The sequence below is a fragment of the Anabaena sp. UHCC 0187 genome (assembly GCF_009712035.1).
In the GTDB taxonomy this organism is placed as follows: Bacteria; Cyanobacteriota; Cyanobacteriia; order Cyanobacteriales; family Nostocaceae; genus Dolichospermum.
Map to the genome: position 1 here is coordinate 255,793 of NZ_VILB01000002.1, position 20,133 is coordinate 275,925.

Consider the following 20,133-nt stretch of genomic DNA (forward strand, 5'->3'; position numbering starts at 1 on the left):
GGCGGGAATTGACTCCAGTAGGGTCAGGATTTTCGTGTTGTGTCCTGCCCTGTCCTAGGTTGCTTTTTGAGACTCTGTTTCACCGTGGGAACTCCCCGTTAGCACCATTGTCATCCCACAACGGATGTCTGATTGCGCCCTGTTCCCAGCTTTGACCTCCCGAAACCGAGTCGGGTCATCATGGGCAGATAGGGAGTCATACCTGAGTCTGGCAGATGGGACTTTCACCCATATCAGACCGAGAGTTCAACCTTCTCTATTGCTAGATTGGGTTGGATTAAGTATGTACGGACTGATTACCGTGATTCCTTAATCAACGAATCGCACCACAGATGAACATAGTTTACTTTCTAGTTCGGTTTCCCGTTCTTGGGTAGAAATAATGGCTTGGGCAATTACACGCTGAATATCAACGCCTACTTTGTGCAGTTGTAACCATTGTTGAGCTTCATTGCCTTCTCGCAGAATTTTTTGCAAGGGGGAGAGGAAACAACTAAAGCCCTGTTCTTTGGCAATACTCCAAATTTCTTGATAAATTTCTGTGATCCAATCTCTAGCAAGAATACTACTACCATCTTGCCAGCGCTGCAATCTCGCATCGAGACTGTCAGTTGCGGCAGCCATTTCGTTTTTCATGGTTAAGGTAATCAATTCTTCGGGAGAGAACGGGCTTTGAGTTAAAGGATCAATAGTCGGGTTGTCAATAATTTGGATTAACCGAGCTTCAAGCATTGCCGTCATAGCTAACAAAGCAATAGGATCTGTAACTAAGTCACAAATTCGCAATTCTAGCCGATTTAAATCATAAGGACGGCGATCGCCATTTGGGCGCACGGATGTCCACAAATGCCGGACATTTTGCATTGTCCCAGCCGCTAACTGTTCGTTTACCCATTGAATATGATGGGTATGACTAGTAAATAAGGGGACATGATTGGGGGTTTGCGGGAATATTCCCCAGCGGGTGGAATGATAACCAGTGGTTTTACCATCCAGGAAAGGAGATGAGGCACTCATAGCCAGGAATAAAGGTGCTTCCATTCTCACGACCCGACAGGCACGCATTAATACCTCTGGGTCACTGATGCCGATATTGATATGGACGCTGGCAGTAACTACCTTTGTGCCATAGGTTTGTTCAATGTAATCATGATAGGAATTACTGGGGTCAGAACGCAAAAAGTGTTGGCTTCCTGGCAAAGATAACGTACTACCCGGTATCAAAGTATAATTATCCAAGCCTTGAAGGTAATTCCGCAACTCTTTTCTAGGACGTAGCAAAGCGCACAATAAACTGTCATAATTCATAGATGGCTGAGTTATGTACTCTACATTCCGGCTATCTGGCTCTCGCATAAATCCATCTAGGTTTGCAATAATTTGGTCTGAGAGTCCCACAATTTCGCCTTGAGGTGTACCAGTGTAAATTTCAATTTCAAAGCCTTTTGATAAGACCACTTTATTCTCCTTAGCTCTCCTAATGTTCATAAATTGTATCTAATTAGACGGTTTTTTGCATTTTTTGGGTACATATAAATTTAATATTTATTTAATGGTGATAATTCTTACCTATGGAGCAAACAACCATTCATATTTTATTGGTAGAAGATAGTCCGACTGATGTTGTGATCCTAAATCGGATATTTTCTCGTGCAAATCCGAAAAAATGGCATATTACCCATGTTGAACAATTAGAAGAGGCAATTCAAATTAGTGCAAATAGTTCACAATTAAATCAGGGTAATTTCCCACTGGAAAATGATAACAATAGAAAGTTTGATGTTGTCTTGTTAGACCTCAGCCTCCCAGATTCTATAGGAATAGAAACACTAAAAGAATATCGTGCAGCAGTACCCGATATTCCCGTGGTAGTTTTAACAGGTTTAGATAGTGACGATTTAGCACTACAAGCAATGGGAGAAGGCGCACAGGATTACATTGTCAAAGATGATATAACAATGCCAAAATTAGAGCGAGCAATTCGCTATGCTATTGAACGGGGGGAAATTCTCAATAAACTCCGAGAAAGTGAAGAAAAAACCCGTCAAGCACTAGCTAGAGAGCAGGAATTAAATGAACTCAAATCTAATTTTGTGGCTATGGTATCTCATGAGTTTCGTACCCCTATGACTATAATTAGAAGTTCTGTCGAACTACTGGAACATCACGGCGCTAATCTTAACGAAGAACGCCGCTTAAAATATTTTTTGAGAATTCAACGGGCTATTGATAAAATGCTGCAATTATTAGATGATATATTATTTATGAATAAAACTGAATCAGTCAAAATGAAATATCAACCAGTTTTATTAGATTTAGAAAAATTTTGCTTAGAAATTATAGAAATAAATCAACTTAGTCTAAAAAACCAATACAAAATTATTTTCAACTATCAAGGAAAATGTGAACAAGTAGAAATGGATGAAGATTTGTTAGGCTGCATTCTCAGTAATTTACTTTCCAATGCAATTAAGTATTCTCATAAACATGGTCAAATTTACTTTGATGTCATCTGCACAGATCATAATGCCACTTTTTGTATCCAAGATCAAGGAATTGGTATTCCTCCAAAAGATCAAGGGGATCTATTTCAAAACTTCTACCGTGCCAGTAATGTTCAAAATATTCAAGGAACAGGATTAGGACTAGCTATTGTGAGAAAATGTGTAGATATCCACGAGGGAAAAATTGAAATGAAAAGCGAAATAGGAGTAGGGACAACGGTAATAGTCACCTTACAATTACAATGTGCTGTCCAATAAATTCACATTTTTGACATTTCCCTTGCGCTCATAGGACTCGGTGACTCCTGCTATAATGCCATTTAGCAAAATCGGAAATATTAGAAATAATTAAAAAGTCAATAGTTTTAAATTGTTTATCAATAGCTGGTAAACTGCATACCTTAGCACCAATAGTTAAGTATGCCTGAAAAATATTAGGAATTGATATATGAGAATTTTCTGGATAATTTTGACTTAGTTCTATTAAATACTGTGAATGGGGAGATACTAAAATATGAGGATGGATAAAATTGTTGTGCTTGAAATAATTAAAAGTACAAGCGGCCTCCCAGTGAGATTGTGTAAGTAAAGATGCACAGCCAAAAAAATATTGTTTTTGAGTCCAAATTAAATAATTAGCTAATCCTTTCCACAGTAATAATAGGGTATGACTATTGCGGTACTTTTTAGCTATACAAGCACGTCCCACCTCAACAGAAGATTGAAGAACAGCATCAGGAATACCGTGAAGATTAAAGATATCAGCCGCATCAAATCCTAGATATTGAGCAGCCATGGTATAAGTTTGCATTCTATAAGTACCAATTGTTTCACCAGTATTCTTAGCAATGAGTAACAAATGATGACAAACTTGATCAAATTTATCTTGATCCATCTGGGCAATACTAGCATTAGGTAATCCCAAACCGAGTTCCAGGTTAAATACTTGAAAACGCAATTGAAAAATAGATTCTAGTTCTGCCGCATTCGCAGCTAGACGGAGGATATATTTATCAGTTTGCAAAATGGGAAAATCAGGGGGATGGAGTTGATAATTATTGTAGCGATAAGAAAGTTCCATCTGTTTTCCTAAATAGATTTGTGAAATATTCTACTAATACCAGTGACAAGAGAGAATTAGAGGAATTACGAATTCTTTTCATTATGAGCTTAACTGCTCAAAAAATCTGGTAATAAGATACAAATTCACCCAGTTCATACTTTTAATTGTCAGTAAGAATAGATATTAAAAACCCCCAAATATATTAAAATTGGGGGCGAAGATGAATTTACTATTACGGACTTACCGGGGCAATGTTTAGAAAAGATACATAAAATCAATTGCGGTGATTATTGTTGTAGCGAACTCTTGTACCAGCCCAAAGTAACTTCTCACGTAATGTTTGATAATATGAATTATTTGCCCGCAATACAATAAACTTAGCGCGACAATCAGCCATTCGCACATCAACTCGGTGTCCTGGCCAAATTGAAGTAGATAACACACCATCCATCCACAGTTTGGTACTTAAATCGTAATCTCCCAACGGCCAAATACTGACCACAGAACCAGGGGGTAAAACCAGGGGACGACTAGAAAGACTCATGGGACAAATGGGAGTGATGGTAATTGCTTCCATGCCATCGTGCATAATTGGTCCACTGGCAGAAACAGTATAACCAGTAGAACCTGTGGGAGTAGAGATAATTAACCCGTCTCCCACATATTGATCTACTATTTCACCATCAATTTCCATTTCCAGAATTGAGGTAATCATTCTGTCAGCAGAAGCGGGTTTGACACAAAACTCATTTAAAGCCAAATAACTTTCCGTCACGGGTTCTAAATTTGAGCCAGTTCCCTCATATACCGCTGCTTGTAACATCATGCGCCGTTGAATAGCATAACGGTCTTCTAACAGCCTGTCCCAAACTATTTCTGGATCTTGAAACTCATCTACTGACTCCGTTAAAAACCCCAAATGGCCGCCTACATTCACTCCGAGAATGGGAATACCGGCTGGTGCTAAATGTCTAGCACCAGTTAAAACAGTACCATCACCACCGAGTACCAAAGCTAGATCAATTGGTTGATTAGCAGAGGCCAAAAAAACCGGATAGGGGTTATCTTTTGGCCCACTAGGTCCCATCAATACTTGGCAATGACGATTTTCTAGTTGTTTAGCACAGAGTTCAGCCCAGCTTTTACTCTGGGGATCTCGCGCTTTATACGCAATGATTACTTGCTTGAGTTGCACGCACTATTACCACTTCAGGAGATTAAACTGCTCCATATCGACGGTATCACGGTTGCGATAAATAGTTAGAACGATCGCCAACCCTACCGCCGCTTCTGCAGCTGCCACGGTAATCACGAAAACTGTGAAAACCTGACCCTTAATTAAGGCTGAATCAATGAAGTTGGAAAATGCCATTAAATTTAAATTAACGGCATTTAGCAATAACTCAATTGACATGAGTACCCGCACTGCGTTGCGACTGGTAATTAAACCATAAATACCAATGCAAAACAAAGCTGCGGCTAGTAATAAAAAGTATTGGAGTTGCATGATTGATGATTGGTAATTGGTGATTGGTAATTGGTGATTGGTGATTGGGTGATTAATGTTCCCAGTCCCCAGTCCCCAGTCCCCAGTTCCTATTCCCCATTTCCAGAACTGCTACCAGTGCTGATGAGTTCTTTGGGGCGTTCTGGTAGGGTTAAAATTGTTTGTTGTAGGTCAGAAGTTGGTACTTGGTCGGGTAGATATTCCCGACGCGCCAAAATAATTGCCCCTACCATCGCTATTAGCAACAGGACGGAAGCTAATTCAAAGGGTAGCAAAAAGTCGCTAAAGAAATGCTCACCAATGACAATGATGGAATTTTGACTAACTACGGGATTGGTAGTATAAGCCCAAGGTGTAGCTAATACCATTGTACTTAAAAGCGCAAATAGTCCAAAACTGACTAAAGCTGTAAATACTTTTCGTAATCCCGCACTAGGTAATGGTGAAAAATCCTGTCTTTTGTTTACCAACATGATGGCAAACAGAATTAAAACGTTAATTGCACCAACATAAATTAGTATTTGTGCTGATGCGACAAAATCACCATTTAGCAACAGGTACATTCCCGCCATGCTGATAAATACTCCTCCCAGCAAAAAGGCGGAATAAACAATGTTAGAGAATAGCACCACACCCAGTGCTGTCCCAATCATCATTACACCAAGAATGCCAAGTGATACAGACTGTACTCCTTCGGCTAGATTCACTGTTTTTGTCCTTAGTCAGTTGTTAGTTGTCAGTGGTCAGTTGTCAGTTGTCAATGGTCAGTTGTAAATTATCTTTCCTAATGACTAATGACTAATAACTAATTATTTTTCTGTTTCTACTAGGTCTTCTGGACGAGAACCAGCGCGGGGGGCATCGGCGGGGACTCCGTGGGGGTCCATTACGCCTTTAGGTAGGTAAACAAGTTCCCGGAGTGGTGTCACCATTGGATCATTTGTGACTTTATAGGGCAAACGTCCCAGAGCTACGCTATCGTAATTAAGTTCATGGCGATCGTAAGTGGATAGTTCATATTCTTCTGTCATGGATAAACAGTTGGTGGGACAGTATTCCACACAGTTACCGCAGAAGATACAAACTCCAAAATCAATACTGTAGTGTTTGAGCTTTTTCTTTTTCGTGCCTTTGTCCATTTCCCAATCAACTACAGGAAGATTAATGGGACAAACACGCACACAAACTTCACAAGCAATACACTTGTCAAATTCATAGTGAATGCGGCCGCGAAATCTTTCACCGGGAATCAATTTTTCGTAGGGATATTGAACGGTAACGGGTCGCCGGCTCATGTGATCAAAGGTGACGGCTAATCCTTGACCAATATAACGACCTGCTTGTACTGCTTCTTTGGCGTAATCACCAACTTGTTTAAGGAACTTGAGCATTTTGTGTCTCTACTCTTTTCAGGCGATAGGTAAGAGGTGATTGGTAAGAGGTAAGAGGTAAGAGGTGATTGGTGATTGGTAAGAGGTGATTGGTAAGAGGTGATTAGGAAAACTATTACCCAGTCCCCAGTCCCCAGTCCCCAGTCCCCAGTCCCCAATCCCCAGTCCCCATTACCCACCGAATGCGAAGGGAAAGGCTAGTTTGAAGGCGGCGGTTAATAGGAGATTTACCAAGCCTATTGGTAAAAGGAATTTCCATCCTAAGTTTAGCAATTGGTCAATTCGGACTCGTGGTACTGTCCAACGAATGAGAATGGCCAGAAATACGAGTAGGTAGGCTTTAATTACGGTCATGGTAATCCCTATAACCGCTGTAACCACCTGGATTGCCGGGTCGCTTTCACTAACTCCTAACCAACCAGTGATCATTTCCAGAGGTATGGGACAATGCCAACCACCAAGGTACAAAATTGCTACTAATAAAGCAGAAAGTACCAGGTTGATGTAGGAACTGAGGTAGAAGAGGGCGAATTTCATCCCTGAATACTCGGTCTGATACCCTGCTACTAGTTCTTCTTCTGCTTCTGGTAAGTCAAAGGGTAAGCGTTCGCATTCTGCTAGGGCGGCTATCCAAAAGATCATAAAACCTAATGGTTGTCGCCAAATGTTCCAGCCTAAAATGCCAAAGTTAGATTGCTGATTCACAATGTCAACGGTGCTAAGACTGTTGGACATCATGGCGATCGCTAGTACACTCAATGCTAAGGGAATTTCATAACTGATGGACTGCGCTGCTGCCCGTAAACCTCCCAACAAGGCGTATTTATTATTAGAGGCATAACCTGCCATTAATAAACCAATGGGCTGAATACTGGATAATGCAATCCACAAGAACACGCCCATGCCGACGTTAGCAATGATGATATTCTGTCCAAATGGCACAATTAAATAAGACAGAAATACTGGTAAAACGACAATAATTGGCCCAATGGTAAATAGCCAAGGATCTGCTTTAGCTGGGATGATATCTTCTTTAAATACCAGCTTCAGACCATCTGCCACAGGCACTAACAATCCAAAAGGCCCTTGATATTCGGGCCCAATCCGTTGCTGTGCTGCCGCAGAAATTTTCCGTTCTAGCCATGTGGCAACTAGTACGCCTACTGTGGCTCCAATAAGCATCAATACCATTGGTAATGGCATCCATAAGGCTTTGGCTGCTCCTGGGGGTACGCCTAAGTCCTTGACAGATTGAATAAAAGTTCCTTGGAGGTCAATTCCTGGATTCATGTTTGCTGCTCTTTAAGTCAACGTTCTGATGAACTATGAAGGATGAAATCAGTGATTCCCGTCTTCATTTTTTTTCCTTCAGCTTTAGTAATAATCTCTGCTGAGATGATGCCCGATTGTAAATTTATTGCCAATTCCCATGTTTAGTATATCCTTGGATGGTTTTTGCCATGAGACTCAAGAGACAACTTCTACTTATGGTTGGGATTGGGAATTGATGATTGGTGAGTGGGAAAATGGGCAAAAGTTTACCCATTAAGTCGTTAGACAAGACAAACTAGCCGCTTCCAGGTTGGCAACGGTTGTCTATTGTATCCAAATTGTCTGATTTTCCAGAACTGGCTGCTGTTGTAAATTTGCCAATGGGAGCAGGTTGTAATTTTGGACTACAAGCCTCAATGGCAGATATGACAGTTATCAATCTGTCCACTAGAGGGCTTGAATTGAACATCCAAAATCTAGAGTTGAGTTATTTGTTGTCGCAAGAGGCAAGAGGCAACAGTAAAAACCTTGTCATTGCTGACTTCGAGATTTTCAGAATGTCCTAACCACCTTGTCCACTGCCATAGTTAACGTTTGTCAATGGGAGTGTAAGCGATTTCGTGACGACCGTTGTAAATTTGGGTAGGACGGAAAATTCGGTTTTCTACCAGTTGTTCTTTCCAGTGTGCTAACCAACCAGCTACACGAGCGATCGCAAATACTGGTGTAAACAAGTCTGTAGGAATTCCCATTTTCCTATACACCAAACCAGAATAAAAGTCAACGTTAGGATAAATCCCTTTGCTACCCAGTTTTTCGGAAACTACCCGTTCCATTTCTTGGGCAATTTCATAATATTCGTCATAGCCAAACTTATCGAACAACTGCTCTGCCAAGCCTTGTAAGATTGTAGCGCGGGGGTCTTTGACTTTGTAGACCCGATGCCCAAAGCCCATAATTTTAGCTTTGCGCTGCATCAGATTATCCACATAAGGACGAACATTCTCCACAGAACCAATTTCTTCTAGCATCTGAATTACTTCTTCGTTCGCTCCACCATGAAGCGGACCACCTAAAGTACCTACGGCACTAGCAACTACTGCATAGGGATCAGTTAAAGTAGAAGCTGTTACCCTAGCACTAAAGGTAGAAGCATTCATTGTATGCTCAACGTGAAGGATTAAGCATACATCAAAGATTTTAGCCATTAAAGGATCAGGCTCTTTCTCATTAAGCATATATAGGAAGTTAGCAGCATAGCCTAAATCATCTCTAGGCTTAACTGGGTCATTGCCTTCCCGCATTAACTGAAATGCTGCTACCATTGTGGGAATAGTAGCTATTAAACGGACAGCCGCCGTCCGAATATAGACCGGATTATGTAAGTCCCGACGAGAATAGAATAAACCTAAAGCAGCAGCCGAAGCTTGAAGAGCATCCATCGGATGACCACTTTCAGGGAAGCATTTCATCATATCCCGAATGCGGTATTTGATGCGTCTGTGGAAGAGAACTTCATGCTCAAATGCTTTTAGTTCTTCCTCATTTGGTAACTCACCCCAAATTAACAGATATGCAGTTTCTAGGAATGTACTTTTTTCGGCTAATTCCTCAATCCTGATACCACGATATTCTAGAATTCCTTTCTGCCCGTCTACATAACTAATACTCGACTGGGCTGCGGGAATGCCTTCTAAACCAGGCTTGTATTCGCATACCGTCATGGCAACACCATTTACTTTGTAAAATATCTGCTCACGCTAACTCACCAGAGACTATTTTCACCATAACAGTTGCAGATGTAACAACTAATTACAGCAGGTACTTGGGTGGTGTCAACCAAAACATTTGACTACGACCCCAAGCTGAACCATCATCTGGTAGTTTTATTCCCATCATACCTGCTTTTTTAAGGATGAGGCTCTCTTTTGCTTCTCCCCACAGGAGAATTTCTGCCCAATGGCTTAAATTAGGCTCGTGGCCTACCAATGCTAGTCGGGTTTTCTGGGGATAATTTCTGGGTTCAAGCCATTCTTGCAGCCAATTCTGAAGATTACCTGCAAAGTTAAGATGATGAGATGCTTCTAACTGGGAACTCAATCCAGCGGCAATGAGTATTTCTGCTGTTTGGTAAGCGCGAACTAGGGGACTGGTAAGAATTAGATCAAAGTGTAATTCTAGCTTTAGTAATTTTTGAGCTATTTTCTCGGTTTTTTGTCGTCCTTCTGGGGTGAGTTGTCGTTCTTCGTCTTTGAGGTTCGGTTGATGTTCTTCGGCAATGCCATGACGGATTAAGTATAGTTCCATGTTTTTAGTTGGGCGTTTTTATATTATTTTTTGTTTCGCGCAAAGACGCAAAGGTGACTCTTACCCAAATCCACTACTTCCTCAATTAAATTTTCTAAATCTAGTATTTCCCAATTTCGAGATTTTAAAAGGTCTGCTGTTTGTTCTACCCAAGCATAAAAATCTTGCTCATACAGAAGTTGTAAAATTTGGGGGTTTTTCGTCTTCATGGGATTGCCTCAAACACTACTTTTAAGTTGCAATTAACCGCCAATAAATTCATTTGCATGGGTTCAGCATCGCTAAACCCTAAATCAATCAAGTCTTTAAATCCGATTTAAGACTAAATTGGATTATCTCTAGGATTCACCAATCTCAATAATTTCTGTTTGATTTGTGCATCAAAAACTTCCCATTTAATTTTGGCATAAGCCGAGTTTTCATTACCACCAGATAAGAAACCCATGGGAATTTCAAAACCTCCCGCACCCGTCCTTCCACCACCAAAAAATCGCCCGGCGCTATCTTGTCCAAAGGCTTCTTTAATAAATTCGTCAGGATCTAAAGTAAGTTTTGTGGTTCTCAAAGAACCTATCACCACTTCTAGTTCGTCATCTTCATCATGAACAATTCCATAAACTACTGCGGTATGCACATTTTCTTCAGTAACGAGAAAATCAGCGGCTTGGGGAATTGCATCCCGATCCTCATAACGCAAGTAACCAACACCAGCTATAGAAAAGTTATTTTGAACGATGCGGTTTTTCAGCGATCGCTCGATCACATCCATGACCCGCTTAGAACGATTTGCTTGTAAAATAGCATTTAGTAACTGAACATCATAAAATCTGCTCAAATACCCAGCCGCCATAAAATCTTCTTCTTGAGCTTGCATCAACCGATTTGTATCTGAGCGTAAACCGTGCATTAAAGCTGTAGCACATTTAACGTGCTGGCTAATGCTGTTATCTAAGGTTAATAATCCTGCTTGTAAGTATTGAGTAAAGATTGTGGCTGTGGCTCGTACATAGGGACGAACATCGGTAAACTCTGACTTGAGTTCCCCTTGCAAACTATGATGATCTACTAGCACTATGAGGGGAATTCCGGCTTGTTGTATTGCTGGTAATAACTGAGACGTAGTTCCCTGGTTGTCAATTAACACAAACCCTTGATAAGATGACAAATCCTTATTTTTTAAGGTTTGCATTGTCCACCGTTGAGCAGGTAAATTAGTTAACTTAACTAAAGCAATATTTTCTTGGTGGCTTAACGTCCCTGCATAAACAATGTCACATTTGATATCATACTGTTGGGCAATTAATTGGTAAGACCACGCACAAGAAAGAGCATCAGGATCAGGAAAATCCTGTAAAATCACTAACTGACGCTCATGACGGTGTACCAGTAGAGTTTTTTTTAATTCTTCTGATTTCTGCGTAGCCAGAGAATTACCACGTTGGGCTAAATAGATACCTCCATCACCATTAGAGGATGGTAAAGAAGTCCGGGTTAAAGGTGGAAGTTCAATTAACTCTTTCTCTATTTCTACTTCCTCTGGATGGGGATCTGTGGTCAATGATAAACTCTCAAATTGAGAAGCTGGATAATTCACGTACATAAGGAACTGTATTTTTAAGCGTTGAATTGGTACTATTTGTGTAGATGCAATCTAAGCGATGATGCGCCCATAAAGCTACATAAGACTTGGCAATAATCTAAAACTAATTGTGGCACTGTGTAGAGTGGTTTATTTTTTTGTCAATAGCATGAGTCAAGGATCTATTACATCCACCTAAAGTGCTACAGAGATGATGAAAATTAAGTACGCTTTACCTCTTGGAATATATCCCACCTCATAATTTGTGGATTTGTCTAAACAAATATGCAGATTTTTATGAAAAAACTTTGATAATTATCTTGAATATTTATTTGACTTGTGTTATTTTCGTTATTCTGCGTGCAAATTGATATCTCAATTTATTGGTGGCAAATCATTTACCTGTAATTGTAACAAATTATCAGTTAAGAACAAAATCTATCTATAATATCGTTTTTTTGCAGCACCACGCCAATTCTTGAAATTGATGTTTTCAGATGCTGCGGACATGAAAATATCAGCTTATTGCAAATTTGCCATAAGCTGTAGTCATCACTAATCCAACACAAGCGAAAACCCTACTTGTAGTTACTGTCATTGACTTTAATTAGCCAAACAGTTATATCCACAGGTGTAATTTGTCCTGAGTTTTTGTAGTTAATTATGTGTAATGTCAAAGACCTATGACATACTTTTGCCACTCCTGGTGAAGTCCACTTTTAAGATGCTTTGTTACCTCAAAGTAGAGGCTGCTGTAAGGTTGACGGGGTAAATGACGCAAAGGCATTCGGGCTTCTTGGGGTGTACGACAGCCTTTTTTAATGTTGCAGCGTACACAAGCAGTAACAATATTCTCCCAAGTATCTCCCCCTCCTCGTGATCTCGGCATGACATGATCTAGGGTCAAACCGTCTCCTGTGTGACCACAGTATTGACAAGTATGGCTATCACGATGCAAGATATTTCGTCGAGTGAGAGGAATTTCCATATAAGGAACGCGGACATAGTGGCGCAACCGGATCACGGTTGGCATCGGAAAATCCGAGTAAAGGAATTTACCGTTGTATTCTAAGCGTTCAGCCTTGCCTTTAATCAACAACACGGTGGCGCGTCGCCAACTGGTGATGTTGAGCGGTTCGTAAGAGGCGTTCAGGACTAAAACCTTCCTCATGAATCTGCGCTCAAGGTATTAATTTTACGTATAATAACACAAATAGACTTTACCTGGGATATGAGAATAATTGATACTTTGGTGTTTGACTCAAATATCCAAGTTTTAAAAAAGTCTGGAATCTTGTTATTTACATTTTTTTAAAGAGCAATTCAGAGTTTTTGCTGCGGTTTCATTGACACCCTAGCCAAAAGCAAGCAAAGATATGGTAAAGGTAAAAATTTGTAAACTCGGTGGTGCTGGATGTCTTTTGAGCTAATTTCACTAGAAAACATCCAAGAAATTGCTCATAATTATGGTTATTTAGCAATTTTTTTGGGAATCTTGCTAGAAAATTTGGGCATTCCTCTTCCTGGTGAAACCGTGACTATTGTTGGTGGTTTCCTTGCTGGTAGTAATGAATTAAATTACTGGCTGGTTCTCGGTAACGCTATTGGAGGTGCTGTAATTGGTGGCAATTGCGGCTATTGGATTGGTAGAGTGGGTGGTTGGCCTTTTCTGCTGCAAGCTGGAAAGATTTTCCGCATTTCAGAAGTACGATTATTGAGTATCAAAGAGCAATTTACTGAAAACGCTGCTAAAGCTGTATTTTTTGGGCGCTTTTTTGCCTTATTGCGAATTTTTGCTTCACCACTTGCGGGTATAGCGGAAATGCCCTTTGGCAAATTTCTGATTTATAACGTAGCTGGGGCGACTGCTTGGGGTAGTGTCATGGTGACATTAGCTTTTTTCGCGGGAAGAATTGTTTCCCTAGAACAATTGGTGGCTTGGGTAAGTAAATTTGCAATTTTGGCGTTACTTATTTTAGTTGCTGTGATTGCTGTGCCAATTTGGTTGGAGTCCCGCGAAGTTAAGGAGCAAACGGAAGAGTAGGGATTGGGGACTGGGGATTGGGGACTGGTGATTGGTAATGAGAATAATTATTTCCCCCTGCTCCCTGCTCCCTGCCCCCTGCCCCCTGCCCCCTGCCTTTTACTTGTTCTGCTGCGCCCAAATGCGGGTAGGTAGACCCCAAACGTAGATGAAGCCTTCTGCGGCTTTGTGATCAAATTGGTCTTCTGCACCGTAGGTGGCTAAGTCGGGGGTGTAGAGGGAATTATCACTCCAACGGCCAACGATTGTGGCGTTACCTTTGAAAAGTTTTAACCGCACAACACCGGAAACTCTTTCTTGTGTTTGTTGAATAAAAGCATCTAAAGCAGCTTTGAGGGGGCTGTACCAAAGTCCGTTGTAGACGATTTTGGTATAAGTTTCTTCTATGCCTCGTTTGTACTGACTGACATCTGCTGTTAAAGTTAGACTTTCTAAGTCACGGTGGGCGTTAATTAGAACTATCATTGCTGGTGATTCGTAGATTTCCCGTGATTTGATGCCTACTAAGCGGTTTTCAATCATGTCAATCCGCCCAATACCATGATTACCAACGATTTTATTGAGTTGTTCAATTAACTCAACAGGCTCTTTTGATGTTCCGTTGATAGTGGTAGGAAGCCCTTTTTGGAAACCAATTTCTAGATATTCCGACTCGTTGGGAGTATCAGCTATGGCTTTGGTCATTTCATAGATTTCTTCTGGTGGCTCATTTGCTGGATCTTCCAATGTACCAGCTTCAATACTGCGACCAAGTAAGTTTTTATCTATACTGAAGGGAGAAGATTTTTTCACGGGTGCAGGAATACCGCATTTCTCTCCATAAGCAATAGTTTGTTCCCGACTCATTCCCCATTCTCTGGCTGGTGCAAGAATTTTCAGGTTGGGGTTGAGGGCTGTACAGGAAACGTCAAAACGTACTTGATCGTTACCTTTACCTGTGCAACCGTGAGCGATGGCATCTGCACCATATTTTGCGGCGGCTTCTACTAATATCTTAGCAATCAAAGGCCGAGCCAGGGCTGTTCCTAAAGGATAGCGATTTTCATAAAGAGCATTGGCTTGAATTGCGGGAAATGCGTACTCTTTAACAAATATATCCTTAACATCAGCTACTAAGGATTCACTTGCACCTGATTTCAGGGCTTTTTCTCGAATTGGTTCTAATTCATCTCCCTGACCTAAATCTGCGGCTAGGGTAATTATCTCTTCTACTCCCCATTCTTGCTTTAAGTAGGGAATGCAAACAGAAGTATCTACTCCACCAGAATATGCTAGAACAACCTTTTTAGCGCGACCCATGAATTTCTCCACTTAGGAAAACAAAGAATGAGTCATTATTATATCTGACTTGCCTAGCGTATATTTTCTTGTGCAACGGTAACTTTGCGATATTTGTCTTATTCTAAATATGGGTAATAGTTTTTTCGGTGAAACTGTGTTTTTTAGTATTGTTATTCCCACATATAATCGCTTACCAATTTTAGAAAAGTGCCTCCGCGCTTTGGAGGGGCAAGAGTTCAGCAACAAAAACTATATACAAGGCTATGAAGTTGTGTTAGTAGATGATGGTTCTACTGATGATACTTTGAATTGGTTAGCAGCACACAAAGATGAGTTTCCTCATGTCCGCTGTTTTGAACAGGATCATGCAGGCCCGGCTGCGGCGCGAAATTTAGGGGTAGAAAAAGCGCAAGGTGACACAATTATTTTTATTGATAGTGATTTAGTGGTTTTGTCTAATTTCCTGCAAGCTCATACAAATGCTTTAGTAAAGGGAAAAGAGAAGTTGAAGAGCGATCGCTTTTTTACTTACGGTGCTGTAATTAATACTTGTAACTTTGCAAATCCCACGGCTGAACCTTATAAAATCACCGATTTTTCGGCGGCTTTCTTTGCTACGGGTAATGTGGCTATTCCTAAACATTGGTTAGAGGAAGCTGGGTTATTTGATAATGGGTTTCAACTTTATGGTTGGGAAGATTTAGAATTAGGTGTCAGGTTAAAAAACTTGGGTTTGCAATTAATTAAATGTCCGGAAGCTGTTGGTTATCATTGGCATCCAGCTTTTAGTTTACAGCAAATTCCTAAGTTAATTGATCAGGAAATTCAACGGGGAAGAATGGGAGTTTTGTTTTATCAAAAACATCCTACCTGGGAAGTAAAAATGATGATTCAAATGACTTGGTTTCATCGTTTATTGTGGGGAATTCTTTCTTTAAATGGGTTATTGAATGAAAGAACTATGTCTCCATTTTTGCAATGGTTGATTAATTTGGGTAAGCCACAGTTAGCTTTGGAAATAGCGCGAATTTTCTTGAATTGGTATAATGTAAAAGGTGTTTATGCAGCTTATGCCGAAATGCAGAGTAAATGATTTTAGGCAAGGATTATGAAATGCTGGCAAATGTGACTAAATAGGGTTAATTTTTAATTTATATCAGCTTTTTCCGCAACTTGAAAAGCTGATATATAGGTAATTTGAATATTTCCTCCATATTTATTTTCGATCTTTTTCCGTAATTCTGTAAATAAACAATTTCTAATTTCTATATCTAGTTTTAAGTATAGTGTGTAAGTGCTTAAAAGTAGTAAAAAGTCATCCACATCATAATTAACTTTACAGACAATTTGTTCAGAAACTAGATTTTTAAATTTACCTGAATCAATAGCTTTTTTTCCTAAAGTATGAACAATCTCTTTTTGGGTTTCTATATCTTCATATCTATCTAAAGATGGAGCATATTTTTGATAAATTTCCCGAAAACTTTGATATATTTCATATTCTGGTTGGGGAGTCATATTCCAAAGCAAAATTAAAGCACCATGATTCCGTAAAGCTTGGGAAATCTTCAGATTACCAAATTCAGGATTAATCCAATGGAAAGAAGTTGCTGCTAAAACAGCATCGAATTTACCAGGTTCTAATTTCCATTCTTCAAAGGTAGTCTGTTGAATTTCTACCTGTGGATACATTACACAATTTTGTTTTGCTAAATGATAAGCTGCTAAACTCGGTTCTAGACAAATCATAGAAAAGCCTAATTGAGCAAATGCTAAAGTTGCATTTCCCGGTCCACAACCTAATTCTAGAATATTAGCTTTGCTCGGAAGTTGAGCTACTTCTACAGCACCATTAATAATTTCTTGTGGATAGCGAGGTCTGAGTTGATTATAAGCTTCTGCTACCTCAGAATACCAGTTCTTTCTAGTTTGTAAGTCTTGAGAATATAAGTTTTTAAGTAGTTCTAGTTCTTTCATAATTGATCCTTAATTTCCTAAAGCTATTACAGCATTTTGTCCACCAAAACCAAAGCTAAAACAAAGCACTTGCTGAATTTTACTTTCCTGTGCTGATGTGATGAAATTTAAATTAAATTCTGGTTGCTGAAGTCCTACACAGGGAGGTAAAATTTTGTGTTGCAATGCCATGAGTGAAAATGCTACACCTAAAGCTCCGGATGCTCCTAATGTATGACCTGTGCTACCTTTAGTCGAACTAATCGCTAATTTTGGCGAAAATAAGCTTTGGATAATTTTGCTTTCAATGCGGTCATTTAGCTGGGTGGCTGTACCATGAGGATGAATGTAGTCTATGTCTGTGGGTGAAATGTGACTACGTTTTAAACATTGCTGAATTGCTATAATCGCACTTTTGCCTGTTGGTTCTGGAGAGTTTCTATGGTACGCGTCTACTGTTAAACCAAAACCTAATATTTCTCCATAAATTTTAGCTTGGCGTTGATTTGCTAACTCCGCAGATTCGAGAATCAACACAGCACCACCTTCACCTATTACCAAGCCTTCCCGCTGTAAATCAAAGGGATAAGCCCCTGTTGTGGCTAAAGCCCCCATTTGCCTAAATCCGGTGATTGTCAGGGGGGTAATGGGTGCTTCTACTGCCCCGGCAATGACTCGTTGATATTGTCCAGTTTTAATTAACATAGCAGCTTGAGCGATCGCCGAAATTCCCGTTGCACAAGCTGCCATTGGTGCTAAAACTGCCCCTGTTGCCCCAATTTGTCGGGCTACAGCCATCGCATTCATGTGGGGTAAAGTATTTAACCAATTGTCTAAATTTAGTCCAGCTTCTTGCTGATCTATCTGTCGGGCCATCATTTCCCAAGCGGCTTGATAACTCCGACTAGAACCAATTACCACAGCACAATCAGGCAAAGGTGATACTACTTGGGCATCATGCAAAGCTGCGTTAACAATTATTTCTGTGAGGGTACTTAATGAAGAGGGTGTTTCTGCAATTAGTCCTAGAGGAATTATTCCTAATTCTGGAAATGGTTGATATAATTTAATCCCCGTTTTTCCTAATAGTAAATTTTGCCAACTATCTTCTAAGTTTTTACCTAAAGCAGAAACTAGACCAATACCAGTAACAACAACCTTAACCAATTTTAGAGTTTAAATTTTAGATTTTGGCAGTTATCAGCAGTCAATTGTCAATTATTTTGGCAACTGACAACTGACTACTGACTACTGAGGAGTTTTCAGATTTTCTGCACCTTGAGTAACTTTTGCAGAATCAATGCGATCGCCTTGCTGGATTCTGTTAACTACATCAAAACCTTGGGTAACATTACCAAACACGGCATAGTTACCATCCAAGAAGGATAAATCTGCTAAAGCAAAGTAAAATTGAGAAGAAGCAGAATCAGGCGATTGTGATCTTGCCATAGCAAGCGCCCCTTGTTTATGCTGTAACTCAGGCTTCTCAGTAATTGTCTTACTGTAAATAGGCTTATCTGCGCCTTTTGGCTTAATTTCTAAGGGTATACGGCGCTCATCCCCGGTTTTAGGATCAATATAACCACCTGTACCTAGTAATTGTGGTGGTGTTGTCGGGTCTTTACTCTTAGGATCACCACCTTGAACCACAAAAGGTTGAGGGTCGCGGACAACACGATGGAATACTAAACCGTCATAAACGCCTTTTTGTACCAAATCCACAAAATTACCCGCAGTAATTGGTGCATTTGTACCATCTACTTCAATCGTAATTGGTGCGCCCTTAACTGTCATTACCACAGTAGCTTTGCCTTCAAGCCGTGGTAAATCTTTTATTCCGGGAACACTATCATTAATAGTTTCTGATACTGTTTTTGCGCTAGTAGTAGCGCTAGTAGCCGCTTCAGAGGTAGTTGTTGCCGTTGGGGATGTATTAGAAGATATTGTATTTTTTGTACATCCTCCCAAGGTCAAAGCACCAATCATCAACAGAACTACAAAAAATTGTGGAAATTTTAACCGCATTGTTAGTAACTGCATTAACCAAAGTATCTGATCTTTTCTTGCCAATGATGGAATTTTGGATTTTAAATTGTGAAAACAACTCATTCTCAGATCCCCGACTTCTTCAAGAAGTCGGGGATCTTGTTTTGTTTGTTGTTCACGAATCCAAAAAATCCAAAATCCAAAATGCTTAGAGTCCTTCTAAGGATACTCCTAAAAAACGAGCTAACTGGGCACCTTGAGTTTCCAAATCTGCCAAAGATAACGGTTGACCTACTCTTGTGAGGGGAATATCCCGCCTACCCTTAACTCTAAGATACAAAGCGCGTTGAGGATTAAGACCTTCTTTAATCACAATCCTGACAGATTGTACATCTTGAACCCGTCCGTCAATTTGAATTTGACGATTTTTCCCTGGAAAACCCCAACGAAAGATTTTTAATGTCCCCGTTTCCCGATTGAACTCATTATAACCGCCGCCTAAATCCCACAGAACCACAAGCCATAAATATGTAGCTAATAGCAAGCCAGCAGAACCATACAGTCCCATCACCAATCCTTGAGGGACAAATATTAGTTGTGTTGCATCAGTAACTATGAGTAAATTAACTTTGAGATAGCTAGAGATACCAGCTAAGAAAAACCCACTGGCTCCCATAGTCACAATGCTTGCCCACCAGTAGTTACTAAACCGACGTGAACCAAGAACCTTTTGATAGAGGAGGTTCTCGCTTTTGTTAATTGTTGTTGATACGGTCATTAAACTACCTTGGACTATCTTTCTCAAGTCTGCCACTTAAGCAGTCTGGATTGCAAGTTATCAAGAAATTGAGAAGAACTTGAGGGACTTGAGGGCGCAGTTCCGGCTTCCCTACAAAGATTTCTGAGAAAACTTGTCTCAAATTGTTAAAATTCTGATATTGACAGGATTGAAGATCCTAAATATTTAACTTCCTGTCTTATATCCAGCGTAAACCCTGGCGAATGTGATAAGTTAAGAATCATTACATTACCACAATCTAGATTGCTGGTTAATGGTAGCTAATCATGTCATAATTTATGAGAACTGATCACTAGTCAATTCTCACAATCTTAGCTTCTGCAAGGCTGCTGGGTTTGTAAAAAAACGTTGAATTCCTCACGGCAGATGACATAAATCGGTAAAACCGCGAAAACACTGCTTAAAAAGTGTGGCAATTTTAGTAAAAAAACGAGGATTTTAGTT

Annotated in this window: 21 protein-coding genes; 3 read left to right on the forward strand and 18 right to left on the reverse strand. The window is 40.1% G+C overall.

Annotation, left to right across the window (positions count from 1 at the left end; all coding sequences use genetic code 11):
* Positions 1–54: 54 nt before the first annotated feature.
* Both FJR11_RS23380 and gshA read right to left on the reverse strand, forming a co-directional pair.
* Positions 55–228, reverse strand: coding sequence for a hypothetical protein (locus FJR11_RS23380; RefSeq protein WP_217358204.1), 174 nt, complete (start codon positions 226–228; stop codon positions 55–57).
* A gap of 81 nt (positions 229–309) precedes the next feature.
* The gene (gene gshA / locus FJR11_RS02420) at positions 310–1,458 is read right to left on the reverse strand and encodes a glutamate--cysteine ligase (RefSeq protein ID WP_168502125.1); all 1,149 of its coding nucleotides are present in this window, start codon (positions 1,456–1,458) and stop codon (positions 310–312) included.
* Between the two features lie 113 nt (positions 1,459–1,571).
* On the opposite strand from gshA, the gene FJR11_RS02425 reads away from it, so the two are divergent.
* A complete protein-coding gene (locus FJR11_RS02425) occupies positions 1,572–2,762 on the forward strand; it encodes a hybrid sensor histidine kinase/response regulator (protein WP_168502126.1) in 1,191 nt (396 codons plus the stop codon).
* A gap of 28 nt (positions 2,763–2,790) precedes the next feature.
* Here the strand turns inward: FJR11_RS02425 and FJR11_RS02430 are convergent, their stop codons facing one another.
* The 11 genes from FJR11_RS02430 to FJR11_RS02485 form a co-directional block, all read right to left on the reverse strand.
* Positions 2,791–3,585, reverse strand: a complete 795-nt coding sequence (locus FJR11_RS02430; RefSeq protein ID WP_168502127.1) for a GNAT family N-acetyltransferase — start codon at positions 3,583–3,585, stop codon at positions 2,791–2,793.
* Between the two features lie 256 nt (positions 3,586–3,841).
* On the reverse strand, positions 3,842–4,762 hold the full coding sequence (locus tag FJR11_RS02435; protein WP_168502128.1) for an NAD(+) kinase: 921 nt from the start codon (positions 4,760–4,762) through the stop codon (positions 3,842–3,844).
* A 6-nt stretch (positions 4,763–4,768) separates the two neighbouring features.
* Positions 4,769–5,074 carry an NADH-quinone oxidoreductase subunit NuoK gene (gene nuoK, locus FJR11_RS02440; protein ID WP_168502129.1) on the reverse strand — a complete coding sequence of 102 codons (306 nt, stop codon included), beginning with the start codon at positions 5,072–5,074 and terminating at the stop codon, positions 4,769–4,771.
* Positions 5,075–5,163: 89 nt separating this feature from the next.
* Positions 5,164–5,781 (reverse strand): NADH-quinone oxidoreductase subunit J, encoded by a 618-nt coding sequence (locus FJR11_RS02445; RefSeq protein ID WP_168502130.1) that lies wholly within the window; start codon positions 5,779–5,781, stop codon positions 5,164–5,166.
* A 102-nt stretch (positions 5,782–5,883) separates the two neighbouring features.
* Positions 5,884–6,465, reverse strand: a complete 582-nt coding sequence (gene ndhI / locus FJR11_RS02450) for an NAD(P)H-quinone oxidoreductase subunit I (RefSeq protein ID WP_168502131.1) — start codon at positions 6,463–6,465, stop codon at positions 5,884–5,886.
* Positions 6,466–6,636: 171 nt separating this feature from the next.
* Positions 6,637–7,755 (reverse strand): NADH-quinone oxidoreductase subunit NuoH, encoded by a 1,119-nt coding sequence (gene nuoH, locus FJR11_RS02455; protein ID WP_168502132.1) that lies wholly within the window; start codon positions 7,753–7,755, stop codon positions 6,637–6,639.
* A gap of 569 nt (positions 7,756–8,324) precedes the next feature.
* A complete protein-coding gene (locus FJR11_RS02465) occupies positions 8,325–9,461 on the reverse strand; it encodes a citrate synthase (protein ID WP_168502134.1) in 1,137 nt (378 codons plus the stop codon).
* Between the two features lie 88 nt (positions 9,462–9,549).
* Entirely contained in the window at positions 9,550–10,044 is a 495-nt protein-coding gene (gene sixA / locus FJR11_RS02470; protein ID WP_168502135.1) for a phosphohistidine phosphatase SixA, read from the reverse strand.
* Between the two features lie 23 nt (positions 10,045–10,067).
* A complete protein-coding gene (locus tag FJR11_RS02475) occupies positions 10,068–10,253 on the reverse strand; it encodes a DUF29 family protein (RefSeq protein ID WP_168502136.1) in 186 nt (61 codons plus the stop codon).
* 113 nt (positions 10,254–10,366) lie between these two features.
* Positions 10,367–11,644, reverse strand: a complete 1,278-nt coding sequence (locus FJR11_RS02480) for a bifunctional oligoribonuclease/PAP phosphatase NrnA (RefSeq protein WP_168502137.1) — start codon at positions 11,642–11,644, stop codon at positions 10,367–10,369.
* A 652-nt stretch (positions 11,645–12,296) separates the two neighbouring features.
* Entirely contained in the window at positions 12,297–12,794 is a 498-nt protein-coding gene (locus FJR11_RS02485; RefSeq protein ID WP_168502138.1) for an HNH endonuclease, read from the reverse strand.
* Between the two features lie 243 nt (positions 12,795–13,037).
* On the opposite strand from FJR11_RS02485, the gene FJR11_RS02490 reads away from it, so the two are divergent.
* A complete protein-coding gene (locus FJR11_RS02490; protein WP_168502139.1) occupies positions 13,038–13,667 on the forward strand; it encodes a DedA family protein in 630 nt (209 codons plus the stop codon).
* 99 nt (positions 13,668–13,766) lie between these two features.
* Here FJR11_RS02490 and FJR11_RS02495 read toward each other — a convergent pair whose 3' ends face one another.
* The gene (locus FJR11_RS02495; RefSeq protein WP_168502140.1) at positions 13,767–14,966 is read right to left on the reverse strand and encodes an argininosuccinate synthase; all 1,200 of its coding nucleotides are present in this window, start codon (positions 14,964–14,966) and stop codon (positions 13,767–13,769) included.
* A 109-nt stretch (positions 14,967–15,075) separates the two neighbouring features.
* Here FJR11_RS02495 and FJR11_RS02500 point away from each other — a divergent pair, with 109 nt between their 5' ends.
* Positions 15,076–16,041 (forward strand): glycosyltransferase family 2 protein, encoded by a 966-nt coding sequence (locus tag FJR11_RS02500; RefSeq protein ID WP_168502141.1) that lies wholly within the window; start codon positions 15,076–15,078, stop codon positions 16,039–16,041.
* A 53-nt stretch (positions 16,042–16,094) separates the two neighbouring features.
* Here FJR11_RS02500 and FJR11_RS02505 read toward each other — a convergent pair whose 3' ends face one another.
* The 4 genes from FJR11_RS02505 to FJR11_RS02520 form a co-directional block, all read right to left on the reverse strand.
* Positions 16,095–16,925, reverse strand: coding sequence for a class I SAM-dependent methyltransferase (locus FJR11_RS02505; protein ID WP_168502142.1), 831 nt, complete (start codon positions 16,923–16,925; stop codon positions 16,095–16,097).
* 9 nt (positions 16,926–16,934) lie between these two features.
* Positions 16,935–18,071 carry a beta-ketoacyl-ACP synthase gene (locus FJR11_RS02510; protein ID WP_168502143.1) on the reverse strand — a complete coding sequence of 379 codons (1,137 nt, stop codon included), beginning with the start codon at positions 18,069–18,071 and terminating at the stop codon, positions 16,935–16,937.
* An 81-nt stretch (positions 18,072–18,152) separates the two neighbouring features.
* Entirely contained in the window at positions 18,153–18,929 is a 777-nt protein-coding gene (locus tag FJR11_RS02515; protein WP_168502159.1) for a peptidylprolyl isomerase, read from the reverse strand.
* A gap of 169 nt (positions 18,930–19,098) precedes the next feature.
* The gene (locus FJR11_RS02520) at positions 19,099–19,668 is read right to left on the reverse strand and encodes a photosystem I assembly protein Ycf4 (RefSeq protein ID WP_168502144.1); all 570 of its coding nucleotides are present in this window, start codon (positions 19,666–19,668) and stop codon (positions 19,099–19,101) included.
* Positions 19,669–20,133 lie beyond the last annotated feature (465 nt).

Excerpts from the sequence above, each read along its gene's own strand:
- ndhI (WP_168502131.1), bottom strand. The coding sequence starts at position 6,465 with ATGCTCAAGTTCCTTAAACAAGTTGGTGATTACGCCAAAGAAGCAGTA.
- FJR11_RS02425 (WP_168502126.1), top strand. The coding sequence starts at position 1,572 with ATGGAGCAAACAACCATTCATATTTTATTGGTAGAAGATAGTCCGACT.
- FJR11_RS02485 (WP_168502138.1), bottom strand. The coding sequence starts at position 12,794 with ATGAGGAAGGTTTTAGTCCTGAACGCCTCTTACGAACCGCTCAACATC.
- FJR11_RS02490 (WP_168502139.1), top strand. The coding sequence starts at position 13,038 with ATGTCTTTTGAGCTAATTTCACTAGAAAACATCCAAGAAATTGCTCAT.
- FJR11_RS02480 (WP_168502137.1), bottom strand. The coding sequence starts at position 11,644 with ATGTACGTGAATTATCCAGCTTCTCAATTTGAGAGTTTATCATTGACC.
- FJR11_RS02430 (WP_168502127.1), bottom strand. The coding sequence starts at position 3,585 with ATGGAACTTTCTTATCGCTACAATAATTATCAACTCCATCCCCCTGAT.
- FJR11_RS02515 (WP_168502159.1), bottom strand. The coding sequence starts at position 18,929 with ATGCGGTTAAAATTTCCACAATTTTTTGTAGTTCTGTTGATGATTGGT.
- FJR11_RS02495 (WP_168502140.1), bottom strand. The coding sequence starts at position 14,966 with ATGGGTCGCGCTAAAAAGGTTGTTCTAGCATATTCTGGTGGAGTAGAT.
- sixA (WP_168502135.1), bottom strand. The coding sequence starts at position 10,044 with ATGGAACTATACTTAATCCGTCATGGCATTGCCGAAGAACATCAACCG.
- FJR11_RS02465 (WP_168502134.1), bottom strand. The coding sequence starts at position 9,461 with ATGACGGTATGCGAATACAAGCCTGGTTTAGAAGGCATTCCCGCAGCC.
- FJR11_RS02505 (WP_168502142.1), bottom strand. The coding sequence starts at position 16,925 with ATGAAAGAACTAGAACTACTTAAAAACTTATATTCTCAAGACTTACAA.
- FJR11_RS02500 (WP_168502141.1), top strand. The coding sequence starts at position 15,076 with ATGGGTAATAGTTTTTTCGGTGAAACTGTGTTTTTTAGTATTGTTATT.
- nuoK (WP_168502129.1), bottom strand. The coding sequence starts at position 5,074 with ATGCAACTCCAATACTTTTTATTACTAGCCGCAGCTTTGTTTTGCATT.
- FJR11_RS02520 (WP_168502144.1), bottom strand. The coding sequence starts at position 19,668 with ATGACCGTATCAACAACAATTAACAAAAGCGAGAACCTCCTCTATCAA.
- nuoH (WP_168502132.1), bottom strand. The coding sequence starts at position 7,755 with ATGAATCCAGGAATTGACCTCCAAGGAACTTTTATTCAATCTGTCAAG.
- FJR11_RS02475 (WP_168502136.1), bottom strand. The coding sequence starts at position 10,253 with ATGAAGACGAAAAACCCCCAAATTTTACAACTTCTGTATGAGCAAGAT.